This window comes from uncultured Roseovarius sp., assembly GCF_947489715.1.
GTDB lineage: Bacteria > Pseudomonadota > Alphaproteobacteria > Rhodobacterales > Rhodobacteraceae > Roseovarius.
Window position 1 is genome coordinate 181,893 of the sequence record NZ_CANLER010000003.1, and the last position, 18,240, is coordinate 200,132.

Annotated in this window: 18 protein-coding genes; 11 read left to right on the forward strand and 7 right to left on the reverse strand. The window is 60.8% G+C overall.

Features of this window, described 5'->3' with window-relative positions; all coding sequences use genetic code 11:
• Positions 1-26: 26 nt before the first annotated feature.
• Both Q1B27_RS10470 and Q1B27_RS10475 read right to left on the reverse strand, forming a co-directional pair.
• Positions 27-1,772 (reverse strand): heparinase II/III family protein, encoded by a 1,746-nt coding sequence (locus Q1B27_RS10470; RefSeq protein WP_299847215.1) that lies wholly within the window; start codon positions 1,770-1,772, stop codon positions 27-29.
• Positions 1,773-1,871: 99 nt separating this feature from the next.
• Entirely contained in the window at positions 1,872-3,137 is a 1,266-nt protein-coding gene (locus tag Q1B27_RS10475; protein WP_299847217.1) for an RsmB/NOP family class I SAM-dependent RNA methyltransferase, read from the reverse strand.
• A gap of 69 nt (positions 3,138-3,206) precedes the next feature.
• Here Q1B27_RS10475 and Q1B27_RS10480 point away from each other — a divergent pair, with 69 nt between their 5' ends.
• A complete protein-coding gene (locus Q1B27_RS10480) occupies positions 3,207-3,383 on the forward strand; it encodes a DUF1674 domain-containing protein (protein WP_299847219.1) in 177 nt (58 codons plus the stop codon).
• Between the two features lie 12 nt (positions 3,384-3,395).
• Here the strand turns inward: Q1B27_RS10480 and Q1B27_RS10485 are convergent, their stop codons facing one another.
• Entirely contained in the window at positions 3,396-4,016 is a 621-nt protein-coding gene (locus Q1B27_RS10485) for an XRE family transcriptional regulator (RefSeq protein WP_299847221.1), read from the reverse strand.
• Positions 4,017-4,081: 65 nt separating this feature from the next.
• On the opposite strand from Q1B27_RS10485, the gene Q1B27_RS10490 reads away from it, so the two are divergent.
• The 5 genes from Q1B27_RS10490 (at position 4,082) to Q1B27_RS10510 (ending at position 10,256) form a co-directional block, all read left to right on the forward strand.
• Positions 4,082-5,599: a class I adenylate-forming enzyme family protein gene (locus tag Q1B27_RS10490; protein WP_299847223.1), complete on the forward strand. Its 1,518-nt coding sequence runs from the start codon at positions 4,082-4,084 to the stop codon at positions 5,597-5,599.
• Entirely contained in the window at positions 5,596-6,240 is a 645-nt protein-coding gene (locus tag Q1B27_RS10495; RefSeq protein ID WP_299847225.1) for a DsbA family oxidoreductase, read from the forward strand. Before Q1B27_RS10490 ends, Q1B27_RS10495 begins: the two co-directional genes overlap by 4 nt.
• A 141-nt stretch (positions 6,241-6,381) precedes the next feature.
• Complete coding sequence (locus Q1B27_RS10500) at positions 6,382-6,744, forward strand: potassium channel family protein (RefSeq protein ID WP_299847226.1); 363 nt, start codon at positions 6,382-6,384, stop codon at positions 6,742-6,744.
• Positions 6,741-7,958 carry an MFS transporter gene (locus tag Q1B27_RS10505; protein WP_299847228.1) on the forward strand — a complete coding sequence of 406 codons (1,218 nt, stop codon included), beginning with the start codon at positions 6,741-6,743 and terminating at the stop codon, positions 7,956-7,958. The genes Q1B27_RS10500 and Q1B27_RS10505 overlap by 4 nt, the downstream gene beginning before the upstream one ends.
• A gap of 93 nt (positions 7,959-8,051) precedes the next feature.
• Positions 8,052-10,256 carry an NADP-dependent isocitrate dehydrogenase gene (locus Q1B27_RS10510; RefSeq protein ID WP_299847230.1) on the forward strand — a complete coding sequence of 735 codons (2,205 nt, stop codon included), beginning with the start codon at positions 8,052-8,054 and terminating at the stop codon, positions 10,254-10,256.
• A gap of 248 nt (positions 10,257-10,504) precedes the next feature.
• Here Q1B27_RS10510 and Q1B27_RS10515 read toward each other — a convergent pair whose 3' ends face one another.
• Positions 10,505-11,302: a class II glutamine amidotransferase gene (locus Q1B27_RS10515; protein WP_299847232.1), complete on the reverse strand. Its 798-nt coding sequence runs from the start codon at positions 11,300-11,302 to the stop codon at positions 10,505-10,507.
• Complete coding sequence (locus Q1B27_RS10520) at positions 11,303-11,509, reverse strand: DUF6356 family protein (protein WP_299847234.1); 207 nt, start codon at positions 11,507-11,509, stop codon at positions 11,303-11,305.
• 122 nt (positions 11,510-11,631) lie between these two features.
• On the opposite strand from Q1B27_RS10520, the gene Q1B27_RS10525 reads away from it, so the two are divergent.
• The 4 genes from Q1B27_RS10525 to Q1B27_RS10540 all read left to right on the forward strand — a co-directional run bounded on the left by Q1B27_RS10525 (position 11,632) and on the right by Q1B27_RS10540 (position 15,198).
• On the forward strand, positions 11,632-12,108 hold the full coding sequence (locus Q1B27_RS10525) for an Lrp/AsnC family transcriptional regulator (RefSeq protein ID WP_299847236.1): 477 nt from the start codon (positions 11,632-11,634) through the stop codon (positions 12,106-12,108).
• Positions 12,105-13,079: an alpha/beta hydrolase gene (locus tag Q1B27_RS10530; RefSeq protein ID WP_299847238.1), complete on the forward strand. Its 975-nt coding sequence runs from the start codon at positions 12,105-12,107 to the stop codon at positions 13,077-13,079. Before Q1B27_RS10525 ends, Q1B27_RS10530 begins: the two co-directional genes overlap by 4 nt.
• Before the next feature lie 16 nt (positions 13,080-13,095).
• On the forward strand, positions 13,096-13,884 hold the full coding sequence (locus Q1B27_RS10535; protein ID WP_299847240.1) for an exodeoxyribonuclease III: 789 nt from the start codon (positions 13,096-13,098) through the stop codon (positions 13,882-13,884).
• A gap of 156 nt (positions 13,885-14,040) precedes the next feature.
• Complete coding sequence (locus Q1B27_RS10540; RefSeq protein WP_299847242.1) at positions 14,041-15,198, forward strand: exo-alpha-sialidase; 1,158 nt, start codon at positions 14,041-14,043, stop codon at positions 15,196-15,198.
• Here Q1B27_RS10540 and Q1B27_RS10545 read toward each other — a convergent pair.
• Together Q1B27_RS10545 and Q1B27_RS10550 are read right to left on the reverse strand one after the other, a co-directional pair.
• Positions 15,195-15,581 carry a hypothetical protein gene (locus tag Q1B27_RS10545; protein WP_299847244.1) on the reverse strand — a complete coding sequence of 129 codons (387 nt, stop codon included), beginning with the start codon at positions 15,579-15,581 and terminating at the stop codon, positions 15,195-15,197. The genes Q1B27_RS10540 and Q1B27_RS10545 overlap by 4 nt on opposite strands.
• Positions 15,582-15,591: 10 nt before the next feature.
• Entirely contained in the window at positions 15,592-16,512 is a 921-nt protein-coding gene (locus tag Q1B27_RS10550; RefSeq protein WP_299847246.1) for an EamA family transporter, read from the reverse strand.
• 111 nt (positions 16,513-16,623) lie between these two features.
• Between Q1B27_RS10550 and Q1B27_RS10555 the strand changes: the two genes are divergently transcribed.
• Positions 16,624-18,072 (forward strand): pyridoxal-dependent decarboxylase, encoded by a 1,449-nt coding sequence (locus Q1B27_RS10555; protein WP_299847248.1) that lies wholly within the window; start codon positions 16,624-16,626, stop codon positions 18,070-18,072.
• The last annotated feature ends 168 nt before the right edge of the window (positions 18,073-18,240 follow it).

Here is an 18,240-nt window from a genome sequence, read left to right on the forward strand (position 1 = left end):
ATCCCGTGGTCGTTTGACGTTGTTGATCAGTCTTCGGCCACCGGTTCAAGCGCTTCGCGTTTCAGATCACGGATGCTGATCGGAGTGTCCTGCGCCTTGGACAGTGACCATCTGGTGCGGGTCGCATACTCCATTGCGACAGAAGATAGAACAATCTGTTTGGTCGCACGTGGCTTGAGGCGTGTTTTTTCCAGATAAACACTTGGGTCGAGCGATACATTCATCGGCCCATCCGTGCGGAAAATCCACATTTCTCCCGATTTCAACGCCATTGATACCGCCGTCCCACCCAGATCAACCGCCGTATCGACATCCGGGTGCAAATGGAACCGAACCTCGTAGGGAATGCCCTGCAAGGCCCGCGCTTCCATCACCTTGTCGAACTGGCGCTGTTGCCCCTCGTTAAGCGCGATCAGCATATCTTCTCCGGCGATGCCCCTGCCATCAAAGGTCATTTCCACCTTGCGCACATGGGTCAGCCCGTGGGTCTGCGCGTAGCCATCATGCGCTCCTTCGAATCGCAACCCGTCCGGTGCCTGGCTCATCTTCACCGGTACGTCCTTGGGGGTGTCCGTCAGCCATTCCTTGCTCAGGCTGCCAGTACCCAGTCGCGCGCTAGACCGGCTGGCCAGTACCAACGTCGAATGCGATGGCGTCGCCCGGCCTGCACGTCGCCAATCTCGACCGAAACTCGCACCCGAACCGCAATTCACGATCAAGGGCCGCCGTCCCGAGGTGAGCTCGAACGCCAAGGTCGACGCGTGCCCGTTGGCCGAAGCCTTGCCCGTGGGCGGTGGGGCCGCATCAATGATTACGCTGGTACGCCCCGCACTCAGCCGCGCATAACCCATCGACAATCCATCAGCCTGGCGTGTCTTGATCCCGCTAGAGGCCAACGCGTTGTCCAATCGCCCTTCAAGACCCCGACCGCCGCCATGAAACCGCGCCAAACCGCCATCTGAATGGCGCAAAGTCCGCAAGGTTGGGGCAATCCGCTCGATCGCCTGCCAATGTTCACGGCTGGGCGTCCGACCGGATTCCGTCAGCGCCACAGCCGCCCAGTTAAGCAGGGTGAAAACTTCCAGCAGGTCCTCGGGGTTGCGCGTGGGCAAACCCCCTTCAAGCCCGATCTGGCTATCGCATTCCTGTGCCAAGGCCTTGATCGCAGGCTCGACATGCGCCTCCATCCCCTCAAGGGACAGACCCGCATAAATCAGCCCGGTCAGCGCCTCAAACCGCGCAAGGCCGGGCCGCGAGGCCCGCCACCTGCGGCCCAGAAAGATCGTTTGCTGCGCCAATGACCGGTAGAAAGGCCCCGTCACCGCGGCATCGTTACGCCCCAACATCACGAAAAGCGCATGGTTGATCCACCGAATCAGACGCCGCCCTGTCAATTCTGGCGTCCAGCCGGGGCCGCTGCCCTTACCGTACCGTTTGATCCATCCGCTCAACCAGTCCTGCGCCCGTTGCCGCGCCGGGGCATCGCCGGCCGCCGCCAGATCATCCAGCCAGACAAAGCCGTGCAATTCCTCGGTGAAGCCCGGGTCCGGGCTGGGCAGGTCCCAGATACTTGTGTCAGGCTGTTGCACCAGATGACCGGCAAAAACGAAGTTGCCCGCCGACAGCTGCCGACCCCGGGCGAAACTGCCAATGGTGCGTGGTTCAGGTTGCGAAACAAACGCCGTCGCCGGTTGCGCAAGCACCGCGCGCTTTGCTTGCACGCGGTCCATCATCCGCGTCCATTGGAGCGTCATATTTTCCGAGTTGAACATTGCCTTGCCTCTGAGCGCTCTTTCCGGCGCCATTTCGGGCAGTATAACGTGGTTCTTTCACAGGTCACGCAAAGAATGCTGCGGTTGAATGTTCGGCACTTACCGGCGCAGGCAGGCGATGTAAAATCCGTCCATCCCACCTTGTTCGGCCCAGTAATCCGGGCGTAGCCGTAGCCCGCCCTCTTCGGTAATCCATGCAGGATCGACACCGGGCAGGTTCAGCGCATCCGCGTCTGTGTGCAGCCCATCATGGCGGGCCAGCGCCTCATCGACCTGGCATTCGCCCTCGTCGGGCAGCAGCGAGCATGTGCAATAGACCAGCCTGCCGCCGGGCTTGAGCAGGGTCAAAGCATGGTCGATCATCCGTGCCTGAAGCGCGATTAGTTCACCGAAATCCGACCCATCCTTGGCATAGGCAAGGTCCGGATGACGTCGGATCGTGCCTGTGGCAGAACAAGGCGCATCCAGCAGTACCGCATCGTAAAACCCTTGGTGTTCCAGCGCGTCACCGACCACGCAGGTGGCCTCCAGCCCGGTCCGTTTGAGGTTTTCAGTCACCCGTTGCATCCGTCTTTCGGACAGGTCAAGCGCGGTTACGTTGGCCCCAGCAGCGGCCAGTTGCAGGGTTTTCCCTCCTGGCGCGGCGCAAAGGTCGAGGATTTTCTCACCCGGCTGCGGACGCAAAACCTGTATTGGCAGGGCCGCAGCCGCATCCTGCACCCACCAATCACCCGTCTCGAACCCCGGCAGGGCCGACACCTGACCGGCATCCATCAACCGGATCGTACCTGTGGACAAAAGCGCACCGCCGAGCTTCTCAGCCCAGCCCTCCGGCTCAACCTTGATCGTGATATCCAGCGGCGCCCCTGCAAAATGCACCTTTTCCATCATATTCACCGGGTTCGCGCCCCAAGCGGCCACCAGCGGCTCGCGCAGCCAGGTGGGCAGTCGCGGCAGGCGCAGATCGTTCCAGGGCTTGCCCGCATCTCCCGCCATCTTGCGCAGCACGGCGTTGACCAGACCCTTCAGCTTGGCATGGCGGCGGTCATTACCCAGCAGGCCAACAAGCTCGTGAACCACCCCATGCGCATCGCCGCCCATACACAGCTCGACCGTGCCCAGGCGCAGGATATTATGTACATGCAGCGCTGGCGCCTTGCGCAATTGACGGTTCAGCAGCCGATCAGCCCGGTCAAGTCCCCGCAACGTATCATTTGCCAGCCTTTGCGCGCGGGCCCGGTCGGCGGGTTCCAGACGATCCAGCTTACCACTGGCGATCAGGTCCGACATCAGCCTCCCTTCGCCCAATATCTGATCCAGCAGGTAAACCGCTGATCGGCGGGCGGTGAAGTGCGGGGCGTTCATGGGCATTTTCCTTGGCGGCGGGCTGCGCGCGGCATATATCAGGGGCACAAGACCAAAGGAACCCCGACGATGAGCGATAACGCCCACGACCTGCCCCCCGAAGCCATCCGTGCGCTGGCGGAGGCCGAAGAGCGCCGCAAGCAAGCCGAGGCGCTGGATCTGCCGAAAGAGCTGGGTGGCCGCAAAGGCCCTGAACCCGTGCGTTATGGTGATTGGGAGAAAAAGGGGATCGCGGTCGATTTCTGACGCGGAAACCCTTCAGACCAGCGACGTCACCCACAGGATCGTGGCATCCTCTTCGCTGGTCGAAGTCACGTTATGCCCCATCGTGGCATCGTAATAAGCGCTGTCGCCCCGGCGCATCTCGATCGGCTCATAGAACTCGGTATATAGCCGGATCACGCCAGTCAGCACATACAGAAACTCCTCGCCATCATGGCGCACCCAGCCATCGAATTCTTCGATACTGCGGGCGCGGATGCGGGCGCGGTACGGCAGCATCTGCTTCTTGGTCAGCATCTCACCCAGCAATTCATGCTCATAGGTGGTTGTTGCCTGATGCGCGCCTGTCCCGGCTTTCGTCACCGACATCCGGCCATTGATCTTGTCCCGCTGCGGTGGGGTGAAAAGCTGAGGAACCGAAATTTCCAACCCAACCGCCAGCTTTTTCAGCGCATCATAGGTGGGCGACATCTGCCCGTTTTCGATCTTGCTGAGGGTCGAGCGGGCCAGACCCGCCTGCGTCGCCGCCTGCTCCAGCGTCCATTTGCGTGCCTTGCGCAACTCGCGCACCCTTTCGCCCAGGTTCAGGGGCTCGGTCTCGGCCGATTTGCCGTTTTCACGGGCGATGCGGATCAGGTTGCCATGCGATTGGGTCATGGGTCCAGTTTACCGCATCGCTCGCAACACTTGCAACCAGCGGCATGGGGGCCTAAGCCATCAAAATGACCTCGCTTTTCGATCAAGGCCCGCCACCGCCCTGCCCCCAAAGTTTCAACATGGCTGCACATGTGCTGGGCCGTGCGGATACGCAGCCTGATAAGGTTGCGCTCGCGGTTCTGGGGCTGTCGGGTGCTGAACGCTGGAACTTTGGCCGGTTGAAGGCGGCCGTGCTGGGCACCGCGTCCGGGCTGCTGGAGACAGGCTTGAAACCCGGTGACATCGTGCTGATGCGGCTGGGCAACACGGTTGAATTCCCCATCGCCTACCTGGCCTGCATGGCTGTCGGGCTGGTGCCGGTGCCGACCTCGTCGCAACTGACCGAACCCGAAGTTGCGAACATTATCGACACGCTGGCCCCCGCCGCGATCCTGCTGGGCGAAGGCATCGCGTGTCCGGAAACCGAAACAGCAACCATCGACCAGCGCACGCTTGAGGCGATGCGCGATTTACCACCTGCCGCCTATCACATGGGCGATCCCGACCGGCTGGCCTATATCATCTACACTTCGGGTACCTCGGGCGTGCCGCGCGCCGTGGCCCATGCCCATCGTGCGATCTGGGCGCGGCAGATGATGTTCGACGGCTGGTATGGCCTGCGCGAGGATGACCGACTTCTGCACGCTGGCGCCTTCAACTGGACCTACACGCTGGGTACCGGGCTGATGGACCCCTGGACCAAGGGTGCCACTGCCCTGATCCCGCAGCCCGGCATCGCACCCGACCAACTGCCGCTGTTGATGAAACGCCACGATGCGACGATCTTTGCCGCAGCCCCTGGCGTGTTCCGCAAATTCCTGCGCGATGATACACCGCTCAGCCTGCCGAAACTCCGCCACGCGCTTTCCGCAGGCGAGAAGATGTCGGACCGGGTGCGCGCCAACTGGAACGCGGCCACGGGCACGAAGGTCTACGAAGCCTACGGCATGTCCGAATGTTCGACCTTCATCTCCGGCAACCCGACCCATCCCGCCGCGCCGGGCACACTGGGCCGTCCGCAGCAGGGCCGCCATGTGGCGATCATCGACGAAAACGGCCCGGTGCCGCTGGGACAGGAAGGTACGATTGCCATCCACCGTTCCGACCCCGGCCTGATGCTGGGCTACATGCACGCCGCCGAAGACACCGCCGCGCACTTTCAGGGCGACTGGTTCGTGACCGGTGATCAGGGCAGCATGGATGCCGATGGCCAAATCACCTATCTGGGCCGCGCCGATGACATGATGAACGCAGGCGGCTACCGCGTCTCCCCGCTCGAGGTCGAGGCCGCGCTCAACTCCCATCCTGGCATCACCCAGGCCGCCGTCACCGATATCGTGGTGAAAGAGGATGCCCGCCTGATCATGGCCTTCTATACCGGCCCTGAACCCCTTCCGATCGAGACGCTTCAAGCGCACACAGCCCAAAGCCTCGCGCCTTATAAATGCCCCCGTGGGTTCTTCCACGTCGACACCCTGCCGACCGGGGCAAATGGCAAACTCCTGCGGCGCAAATTGCGCCCGATTTATGAAAGCCTGCAATGATTAAGCTTGATATAATCTCCGATCCGATCTGCCCGTGGTGCTATATCGGCAAAACCCTGCTGGATCAGGCGCTGGCGCAACGCCCCGACCATCCCTTCGTGATCGAGTGGCACCCGTTTCAACTGAACCCGGACATGCCCGCCGAAGGCATGGACCGCCACGCGTATCTTGAAGGCAAGTTCGGTGGCAAGGACGGCGCGATCAAGGCTTATGCCCCGGTGCTGGAACGCGCCGAACAGGCAGGCCTCAAGATCGACTTTGCCGCGATCAAGCGCACCCCTAATACGATCAACGCTCACCGCCTGTTGCATTGGGCCGGGATCGAAGAGCGGCAGGATGCGATGGCAATGGCGCTTTTCGCCGCCTATTTCGATGAGGGTCGCGATATTGGCGACGCTGAGGTGCTGGCGGATGTGGCAGATAGCCTCGACATGGATGGCGCCATGATCCAACGCCTGCTGGAAACCACCGCCGATCTGGAAGACATCCGCGCCCGAGACACGCAGTTCCGCGAGATGGGCATCACCGGCGTGCCCACTTTCATCGTCGGTGGCCAACAAGCCGTGCCCGGTTGCCAACCCGCAGAGCTATGGCTCAAAGTGATCGACGAACTGACCGCCCCGGCAGATGGTACCAGCTAGGATCACCGCCAGCCGGGCCGCACCCGTGGCAATGCCAAACAGCTTGTCGGCCCTTAACGTGATCAACTACCGCTGCGCTGGATCACGCTGCGCAACAAGTGTCGAACAGATGCCCGAATGACAGACCGGAAAGGGACAGGAATGACCTTGCTCAGAATATTCACACTTATCACCACCCTGCCGCTGATCATCCTCTCCGGCACCATCTTCTTTCACTATGTCGAGGGTTGGGACTGGCTTGATGCCTATTTCTTCACCGTCGTGACGCTCTCGACAGTGGGCTATGGCAACCTTGTGCCAGTCACCGCATTGGGCAAGTTCGGGACAACGATCTTTATCTTCACCGGCCTGGGCGTCTTTGCCCTTACCATCCAGCAATTCGCCTCTTTCGCCGTGCGCAAACGCGAGCAGCATACCGAAAAACTGATGGGGCACATGACCACGAAATCACAACATGAAAGCCCGGCGAACACCGCCAACGCGGATGAAAGATCCACGCGTTGAAACAATCGCACCAAATGGGTCGGGTCGAGTTCGTGGCCCTGATGGCCATGCTGGGCGGGGTTGTCGCCTACTCGATTGATGCAATGCTACCTGCTTTGCCTCAGATCGGGGCGGAACTTTCGCCCGACGCGATCAACCGCGCACAACTGGTTGTCACCTCCTTCGTCTTTGGCATGGGGATTGGCACCTTCTTTGTCGGGCCGTTTTCAGATGCGTTCGGGCGCAAACCGGTTATTCTGGCGGGCGCCGCAATCTATGCGCTGGCAACCCTTCTGGCGCTGCTGGCCCCGTCATTGGAACTTCTGGTACTGGCCCGCATCTTGCAGGGCCTTGGCGTGTCGGCAGCGCGGATCGTGTCGATGGCCATCATCCGGGATCTCTATGCCGGGCGCGAAATGGCACGGCTGATGTCCTTTGTGACGATGGTGTTCACGCTTGTGCCCGCCATCGCGCCGCTGATCGGCAGCGGCATCATCGCCATTGCCGGATGGCGCGGCGTTTTTGCCAGTTTCCTGATTTTCGCGGCAATTTACAGCCTCTGGATGTCACTCCGCCTGAGGGAACCCCTGCGCCTTGAAGACCGCTGCCCGTTTCATCCAGCCTCTCTCCGGCAGGCGGTGAAAGAGGTTCTGTCTGACCGGGTGGTGCTTATGTCGATCACGGTGCAGACCCTCTGCTTCGCGGCACTTTTTGCCTCTCTCAGCTCGATCCAGCAGATCATGGGCGACAGCTATGATCGCGCCGCGCAATTCCCCTACTGGTTCGCGATGATCGCCCTGATTGCCGGGGGCGCCAGCCTGATGAATGCCGCGCTGGTGATGCACTTTGGCATGCGACAGTTGATCAGCACGGCCCTTTCTGCGCAAATCCTCCTCTGCCTGCTCGCGCTTGTCCTGTTCCAGACCAATCTGTCCTCCGGTATGGGCTTTGCTGTCTACATCGCCTGGCAGGCCAGCGTTTTCTCGATGGTGTCGCTGACCCTGGGCAACCTCACCTCCCTAGCGATGGAACCGCTGGGCCATATCGCGGGCATGGCCGCCAGCGTGATCTCTGGCCTATCGACCGTCGGTTCGGTCCTGCTGGCAGTACCCATTGGGCTAAGCTTCGACGGAACACCCCTGCCGCTGATCCTGGGTGTGCTGGGCTGCATGTGTCTTGGGCGGATACTCATGCTGCGGCTGGCTGCCCGCGAAAAACTTGCCGAGGAAGGCTAGACATTATATGTATACTATTGCATACCGACTTTCGCGAGACAGCAAACTACGCTAAGACACGCACAGCTTAAATCGGATCGAAAGGGTTCACTCATGGCCACAACTTCCAGTCCCGACATTATCTACACCAAGGTTGACGAAGCGCCGGAACTCGCAAGCGCGTCCCTGCTGCCAATCATCCAGCGCTTCGCCGCCGCCGCAGGCGTTTCGGTCGGCACCAAGGACATTTCGCTGGCCGGCCGCATCCTCGCGACTTTCCCCGAGAACCTCACCGAAGAACAGCGCATTCCCGATGACCTTGCCGAACTGGGCGAACTGGTGAAAACGCCCGAGGCGAACGTGATCAAGCTGCCCAACATCTCGGCCTCGGTGCCGCAACTGGTTGCCGCGATCCAGGAATTGCAGGGCAAGGGCTATGCGATACCGGACTATCCCGAATCCCCCGCCACCGACGCGGAAAAGCAGGTGCGCGCGCGCTATGACACGATCAAGGGCTCGGCGGTGAACCCGGTCCTGCGCGAAGGCAACTCGGATCGCCGCGCTGCCAAGGCCGTCAAGGCATTCGCCCAGGCCAATCCACACCGCATGGGGGACTGGTCCGCCGACAGCAAGACCCGCGTCGCCGCCATGTCGGGCAATGATTTCTACACCAACGAAGCCTCGGCAATCCTCGACAAGGAAGCGACCGCGAAGATCGTGCTTGAAACGGCAAATGGTGAAACCGTGCTGAAGGATGGCATCAGCTATCCCGCTGGCACCGTGGTTGATGCTACCTTCATGTCGGCCCGGGCGCTCGGCAGTTTTCTGACCGAAGAGATCGAAAAGACCAAAGCCGAGGGCGTGCTCTTTTCATTGCACATGAAGGCCACGATGATGAAGGTCTCGGACCCGATCATCTTTGGCCACGCGGTCAAGGCATGGCTCGCCCCGGTCTTCGAAAAATTCGGTGACCAGATGGCCGAACTGGGCGTGAACCCCAACTCTGGCCTGGGTGACCTGCTGGAGCGGGTGAAAGACGCGCCCGAAATCATGGCCGCCATCGACGATGTCACCAAAGAACGCCCGCCGATGTACATGGTGAACTCCGACAAGGGCATCACCAACCTGCATATACCCTCCGATGTGATCATAGACGCCTCGATGCCAGCGCTCATTCGCGCGGGCGGCAAGGGCTGGGGCCCGGATGGCAACGAAGCGGACACTGTCTGCGTCATCCCCGATAATTCCTACGCTCCGGTCTATGACGAGGCGATCAAGTTCTTCAAAGCCAATGGCAAGCTTGATCCCGCCACCGCGGGAACCGTGCAGAACCTGGGCCTGATGGCGCAGAAGGCCGAGGAATATGGCTCGCACCCGACCACGTTCGAGATCCCCGAGGACGGCACCGTCAGGATGATCCTGGACGATGGCAGCGTGCTGCATGAACACACAGTCGAAAAGGGCGACATCTGGCGCTCGGCCTCGGCCCGCAAGGCCCCGATCGAAGACTGGATCAACCTTGCGATCGAACGGCAGAAGGCGACCGGGTATCGGGCGATCTTCTGGCTGGACGGCTCGCGCGCCCACGACGCACAGCTGATCGACTACGTGGTTCCCCTGCTCGAGGCCAAAGGCGTCAGCGACAAGTTCGAAATCATGGCCCCGCGCGCAGCGACCCGTGCCTCGCTCGAAACCATCACCAAAGGCGAAAACACCATCGCGATTACCGGCAATGTCCTGCGCGACTACCTGACCGACCTTTTCCCGATCCTGGAACTGGCAACGTCGGCCAAGATGCTATCGATCGTGAAGCTGATGAAGGGCGGCGGCCTCTTTGAAACCGGCGCGGGCGGTTCGGCCCCCAAACACGTCCAGCAGCTTCACGCTGAAAACCATCTGCGATGGGACAGCTTGGGTGAATTCTGCGCCCTTGGCGAAAGTTTCAAATTCCTTGCTGACGTGCGCGGCAACGCCCGTGCGCAGGTGCTGGGCGAAGCGGTCGAGGCCGCCACCCAGGGCATCCTCGATAACGGTCGCTCCCCCAGCCGCAAGGTCGGAGAGCCGGACAACCGCGACAGCCACTACTGGTTCGCCCGCTACTGGGCCGAAGCACTGGCCGCACAGACCGACGACGCGGAACTGGCGCAGGAATTCACGCCAATCGCAGCGGCGCTGGCAGAAAACGAGGCCGCGATTACCGCTGAACTTGCGGCACCACAAGGCGCGGCTGCGGACACTGGTGGCTACTACACCGCCGATCCGGACAAGCTGTCCGCCGTCATGCGACCAAGCGCCACTCTGAACGGCATCATTGGCTAACGCGTAACGCCTTTTCATGGCGGTTAGCTTCGAACCGCCATCATAGATTTAGCCGGGCCGTGAAAATACGTGGCCCGGCTTTTTCGTTGGTTTTCCAGAAGTGATGCCCCTAAGCGAAACGCGCTAACAGCGCCAAGGGACAGATGAACCAGCAGCATTCCAGGGCGACCGGCACCGGGACAATGCGGAATAATCAAGCAAGCTGGTCGAGAACCCGGATGGCGCAGAAAATCTGCGCCATCCGGTACTTAGGCTGCGCGTCCGTGAGTGGTTTCTTGTAAGAACGCCCGCTGCTCAACACCATCCGCCGCGAACTGGCAAATGGCCCCCTGCGGCACCGCTACCCAGCCTTGAACGTCGGAAATCAACGGCTCGGACACCACCATATATCCGCCCAGACGCTCGCAATGCCGATAATAAAGTGTCGGCGCCCGGCTATCCGACGCATAGCGCACCGCATAAAGATGAGTGCCATCGCTATAAGCCACCGACAGGCGCATATGCGGTGTGGTGCCCCGCGCCTCGGAAAGGCGTTGCATTTGTAAAACGGCCTCTTCCATCGCCTCAACTGGCCGTTCATCCAGCCCCAGCCCCAATGCCATCAGAAAAATCGCTTCGCTGTCCGTGGCTCCTTTGCGGTGCGAATAAAGGTGATCCGGCACCGCCATATCGACCTGTTTGCGGATCGTCTCAAACCCGCCGACCTGGCCGTTATGCATGAAGCTCCAGCGACCAACCGCGAAAGGATGGCAATTATTGCGGCTGATGGCAGACCCGGTGGAGGCGCGCACATGCGCCAGGAACAGCCGCGATTTCACCTGCGCTGCGACCGCCGCCAGGTTGGGATCCGACCAGGCAGGATAGACATCGCGATACAACCCCGGTTCGGGCTTTTGGTCGTACCAGGCCACGCCAAAACCATCAGCATTTGTTGCCGTCTTGCATTCATCCGCCTGCTGGCTCTGCACGATCAGCGAATGGTTCGGGCGGCTGACAATCTCTTCCAGAAAAACAGGTGCGCCGACCCAGGCAGCCCAGCGACACATCTACTGGCCCCGATTATGGGTTTTGGCATACATCTCGGCGATCATCCGGCTGGCAGTCTTCTCGAACGCACAAGGGATCACCGCGTGGACCAATGCGCAAATCCCGGCGGCAAACAGCCTGAGGCCGAATTTCCCGGCAAACGCCATATGCTCAAGATAGGTTTCATCGACGCTACGGGGATGTTCCAAAAATACGCGGCTGATCATCGGTCATATCCTTTGTGTTCGCGGTGTATTCAAAAGACTATCCCGGGACAGGGTTGAAATTTTCTCAATTATTGAACAAATTTCCTTGATATTGAGATATATTCCTATGATACTTCTAATTCATGGGCGAAATTGACGATATTGACCGAAAACTGTTGACGGAGTTACAGCGCAACGCCGGTCTCCCGCTCGAAGAGTTGGGCAATCGCGTCGGCCTGTCACGCAACGCCTGCTGGCGGCGGGTACGTGCGATGGAGGCATCAGGCATCATCCGCGCCCGTGTCGCCCTGCTGGACCCGGCCAGGATCAATCTGGGGCTCGAGGTGTTCATCCAGATCAAGGCCACCGTGCATGACGCCCAATGGCTCGACAAATTCGCCCGCGCCACCCGCGCCATCCCCGAGATTACCGGCACCTATCGCATGACCGGCGACCTGGATTACCTGATCCGCGCCCGCGTGGCCGACATGGCCGATTACGACCGCCTCTATCAGACCTTGATTGCACGGGTGCCGATGGGTGATGTCTCGGCCAGCTTCGTGATGGAAGAAATCAAGGACACAACCGAATTGCCGCTACACCGCGCCGGTCAGCCATGAACCGTCTCAAACGCATCGTTCTGGCAGTGCTGATCGCCCTGCTGGTGCCATTGCTGGGCTTTCGCGGCGCGGCAATGCTGCGAGAGGACCAGACCGCGGCAGAGGCAAGACCAGACATCGGCCGAATGATCGAAACGGATCTGGGTGCGATCTATGTGCAGGAAGTCGGCCCCGTTGCCGGAACACCCCTGTTATTGGCTCATGGCACCGCCGCATGGTCGGGCCTATGGTCCGACACGGCGCAGGCCCTGGCCAACCAAGGCTACCGCGCTATCGCCTTTGACATGCCACCCTTTGGCTTCTCCGAACGGGTCGGGGATCGGGATTACAGTCGCCGGACCCAAGCCAAGCGCATCCTTTCCCTGACCGCTGCTATGCAGATCAAACCCATCCTCATCGCCCATTCCTTCGGCGCCGCCCCTGCGGCCGAAGCGTTGATGCTCGATCAATCCGCCTTTGCCGGGCTGGTACTGATCGACGGTGCCGTCGGTCTGGGCACCCACGAAAACCCGAAATCCCTGGCGCTGCCGCTGCGGCCGCGCTGGCTGCGTCAGGCTTTGATCTCGCTCACCGGGACCAATCCCCTGCTGACCAAGACCCTGTTGGCGCAATTGCTGCACAACAAAGACGCCGCCACGGCGCAGGTCGTCAACATCCTGCAACGCCCGATGGTGATCAAAGGCGCCACCGCCGCCTTCGCCGATTGGTTGCCCTCGCTTCTGGTCCCGCCGCAAAACGCACTCAGCACGCGTGCGGAGAATTACCAAACCCTCACCCTGCCCACCCGTCTGATCTGGGGTGACCGGGATACGGTGACGCCGCCCGATCAGGCCGACGCACTGGCGGCGCTGATCGACCAAGGCCCGCCGCACCTGCTGACAAATGTTGGCCACATCCCCCAGATTGAGGCCCCCGAGGCGTTTCAGGCCCTTCTGTTTTCCGTGCTTTCCGATATGAAGGCCGGGAACTGATCTGACAGGAGCACCCATGTCCTTCACCCTTGCCACCTGGAACATCAACTCGGTCCGCCTGCGCGCACCCATCGTCTGCAAATTGCTGACCGAAGAAGCGCCCGATGTGCTCTGCCTTCAGGAATGCAAATCCCCGGTCGACAAGATCCCGCTCGAAGATTTCGCGGCGCTTGGCTACAGCCACATGGTTGCCCGCGGACAAAAGGGCTATAACGGCGTCGCCATCCTGTCGCGCCTGCCGATCACCGAGGTAGGCTCAGAGGATTTCGCCAGTCTGGGCCATGCCCGCCACATCGCCGGGCAGCTGGAAAACGGTGTCACGATCCACAATTTCTATGTGCCCGCAGGTGGTGACGTGCCGGACCGCGACAAGAATGAAAAATTTGGCCAAAAGCTCGATTATCTGACCGAAATGCGCGACTGGTTCCACTCTTACAAACCACAGAAATCGGTTCTGGTCGGCGACCTCAATATCGCGCCGCGCGAAGATGATGTGTGGTCTCATAAACAACTGCTGAAAGTGGTCAGCCACACCCCCATTGAGGTCGATCATCTGGCCGAAACACAGGAGGCCGGCAACTGGGTCGATGTGACCCGCGCCGACATTCCCGAGGGGCAGCTATATAGCTGGTGGAGCTACCGCGCCCGCGACTGGGATGCCGCCGACAAGGGTCGCAGGCTGGATCACGTCTGGGCAACACCGGACATTTCCAGCGCCGCCCATTCCAGCCGTATCCTGCGCGATGCGCGCGGTTGGGAAAAACCATCAGACCACGCCCCGGTATTCGCCACATTCGACCTCTGAGAATCCGGTTGCATTACCGCTGAAGTCCAAAACAGGAAAAGCCTGGGTTTCATCCACCCTGCGATCGTGACTGCAACGGGTTCGATCCAACACCCGCGCGCCGGATGAAAATACACCATGGTTATGCTATTCTGCTGCGGCAGGGAGGCGCGTGTCATGCCAGCATCAACCACTATCCTCATCGGCACCACCAAGGGGGCATTTCTGTTATCCTCCCCAAACGGGCGGCAAGGCTGGGCCCTGAACGGACCGCTCTGCGATGGCTGGCCGATCAATCACATCATTGGCGATCCTGAAACCGGCACGATCTGGGCCGCAGGCGGTGGCGACTGGCAAGGCGCGGGTGTCTGGTCGTCCCGGGATAATGGCAACAACTGGACCCTAGCAAAATTCGCCCGGGGCGAGCTTGACGCCTGGGCTGCCGAAGACCCCGAACTTGCCAGGAATTTCGGATGGGAGCCGGTCGACGCCCCCTTCGATGGCGATCTCACGTCGCTCTGGTCGCTGCATTATGCCCATGGCACGCTTTATGCCGGGGCCAAACCCGCAGCACTTTTTGCCAGCCGCGATGGCGGCACCTCATGGGCAAGAATCGACGGGCTCAGCAACCATCCGTCCCGCGACAGCTGGAACCCCGGCGGCGCAGGGCTTGTGCTGCATACGATCGTCAGCACGCCTGAAAGCGCGGACAAACTCTGGCTCGGCATTTCAGCCGCCGGCGTATTTGCGACCGAAGACGGCGGTATCAGTTGGGAACGCCGCAACCGGCTGTCGAATGCGGACGCCTGCGCGCATCATTTTCACCCGGCGGCACCGCGCGACGGCGAAACCGGACATTGCGTGCACAACATGGTGCGCGCGGGCACCGGCGACCTACTTTACCAACAAAACCACCACGGCACCTGGCGCAGCCCCGATGGCGGGCGCAGTTGGGAAGATATCACCGAGGGCCTGCCCTCTACCTTTGGCTTTCCCATCGCCGTGCATCCACATGACCCGCAAACCCTCTGGGTGCTGCCACTCAATTCCGACAGTGATGGGCGCTATCCGCCAGAGGCCTCGGCCAAAGTCTGGAAATCCACCGATGGCGGTGCAAGCTGGACCGCCCGGCAAAACGGCCTCCCGGCCCAAAACTGCTTTTTCACGGTACTGAGACAGGCAATGGCAACCGACATGGCAACCCCTGCCGGGATATATTTTGGCACAAATACCGGATCCGTGTTTGCCAGCACAGACGAGGGGGACAACTGGGCCGAAATCGCCCGCCACCTGCCCACGATCCTGTCAATCGAGGTGTTGGAAGATAAAACCTAGGCGCGCGACATAAACCGTGGCAAATACGTGCCAATCAACGTAACGAAAAGCGCCACTGTTGCATGGTATCCCAGATACCAGACCTTCCCCGCAAACGGTTCGTAATCCGCCGAGTTGATAAAATATTGCGCCGCGTACCAGGTCACCGCCAAAGCCACCGGCAAACCCAGCATGCACAGCCAGCGCAAGGCGCGTGCCACGCCCGGCGCACGCCCTCCCAGCCAGCACAATCCCACCGTCAGCGCCACACCGATGCCCGCCCCGATCATCGTCGCCTGCACATGCCAGAACGGATGCGACAGGCCCTGGGATTTGATCACGCCGCTCAGGTGCAGAATCAGCACCAAACCAAGTGCGACCGCCAATGCGATGATGCGGATCATGGCTTTCCTCCTATCCCTTGTCGGACAAGATAATCGCCACACCGGCAATCACAATAGCACCGCCCAGCATGACCCCTGCATTCATCACCTCTCCCAGAAATACCACGCCTCCCAGCACGGCAAAGACCGGTAATAGCAGCAGAAAAGGCGCCACGTGACTGACCGGGTTGCGCCGGATCAGCGTGTACCACAGTCCGTATCCAAAGGCGGTCATCACCAGCCCGAGATAGAGAACCGTTCCCCAGACCACGAGACCCGCACTCTGGATCGCTTGCCAATGGCCATCCTCTACCACCAGTGACACGGCAAAAAGCTGCGGCGCGGCCATCACCGCGATCCAGGCGGTGACCGTCAACCCGTCGATATCCTTTAACTTGCGGATCATGGCCTGCCCGATGGCCCAGACAAACGCCCCCGAAACGACCAGAAGGACAGATCCCAGCGCCGCTGAAATTCTGGGCTCTCCGGCAATCTGGTAAACCCCGAAAAACGCCAGCCCGATCCCTGCCCATTTCCGCCAGCCGGGCTTTTCACGCAGGAAAATCGCGCCGACCAGTACCAGAAACGGGACCTCCAGCTGGACGATCAGCGCGGCGACCCCCGCATCCAACCCCTTGAGGCCGGTAAAGGTCAGGCTGTATTGCAATGCCGCCGAAATCAGCGCGATCCCGAATAGGGCGGCCAGTTGCCCACGCGGTATTCGCACGAACCAGACCAGCACCAGCGCCGTGACGGTAAATCGCAATCCCATCAGAAGGATCGGTGGGAAATGCGCTATCGCAGCCTTGGAAAAGACGATCCCGAGACCCCAGGTCAGCGCCACTCCCACACCCATGGCAATGTCGATCAGCGTCAGGCGGGTTGGGTGCAGTTTGGTCTCAAGTGACATGCCTGACACCCGATCATGCAGGGCAGAGCGCGTCTGTCCCATCCCCGACCTCTGCGTTGTCGCGAACGGCGGCGCCGCCATCCGAAGAATTCACAACGTTTGACAGTGCTTGCACGCCACACCTATCGTCATCAAAATTTAGCTGAGGGCAAAATGGATTTTGAAGCGCTCGATCCCGAAGATTGGGAACCCACCCGCAAACTGGCTCATGATCTTGTGGACGGTGCCATCGACCACACCCGCGATGTACGCGACCGGCCGATCTGGCGGGAAATGCCCGCCGACATCCGGGCACAGTTCGAAACCGTCGCCCCGCAGGAGCCTGAACCGCTGGGCGATATCCTGGGTGATGTGCGTGACACGCTCATGCAATACCCGATGGGCAATATCCACCCGCGGTTTCTGGCCTGGTACATGGGCACCAGCAATTTCACCGGCGCGCTGGCCGATTTCATCGCCGCGATTCAGGGCTCCAACCTGGGCGGCGGCAATCACGCGGCGGCGCTGATTGACCGGCAAGTGGTCGAATGGCTGCGCCAGATGATCGGCCTGCCCGCCGGGGCAAGCGGCACACTGGTCAGCGGCGGCTCGGTCGCCAACCTGATCGGGCTGACCGTGGCCCGCAACACCAAGGCCGGCATCGATTTGCGCGAACACGGGCTGGCGGCGCTGCCCGCTCCGATGCGGTTTTACGGCTCGGACCAATTGCACGGCTGCCATCAGCAGGCGATGGAGACACTGGGCCTCGGCAATCGCGCCCTGATCCGGATTGCAACCCACAATGACCTGACGATAGACATCGAGGCGCTGAAACAGGCCGTCGCGACCGATCGTGCAAATGGCATCACACCCGCCTGCGTCATCGCCACCGCCGGCACCGTCAACACCGGCGCCTTCGACGATCTGACCGCCATCGCCGATTTCTGCGCCGCCGAGGATCTGTGGTTCCACGTCGATGGCTGCATCGGCGCGCTGATCGCCATTGCGCCCGAAAACCGCTGGCGTGTCGCGGGCATTGAACGTGCAGATTCTGTAGCACTTGATCCGCATAAATGGCTCCACGCCCCGTTCGACGTCGGCTGCGCGCTGGTCCGCTCCAAGTCGCAACATCTTGAAACCTTCTCGCTCAGCTCCGAATATCTGGAAAGCACGGCGCGCGGTGTCGCCGCAGCGCCTTTTCTGCATGATTTCGGGATCCAGACGTCGCGCGGGTTCCGGGCCCTCAAAGTCTGGATGTCGCTGCGCGAACACGGCGTCCGGAAATTTGGCCGGCTGATTGATCAGGACATTGCCAAGGGAGCGTATCTCTCGCAATTGATCGAGCAATCAGACAGTCTTGCGCTGTTGTTTCCGACCAATATCAACATCGTCTGCTTCCGCTATGACCCCGGCGGGATGGACGATACCGCGCTCAAATCTCTCAATACCGAGATCATGTTGCGCCTTCAGGAGGACGGCACCGCCGTGCTGTCGGACACCACCGTGCACGGCCAGCATTGTCTGCGCGCCGCCATCAACAACCACCGCACCCGGCCCGAAGACCTTGATCTGCTGATCCGCGAAATCGAGCGTCTCGGGACGGAAATCCGGGGCAATCCCTGACCACGCCTTGGTGTCACTCCCCCTCGTCGTGTAAAGACGATGCTACAGGGCAGCCGCTAGTCTCGGAGGATGAACCGGTCGACCAGCAGGTCAAATTTTGACCAAAATCCGCAGCTATTCCTTGAGATGATCCGGACCATAACCAAGCTGTCATGACCAAATCTGACC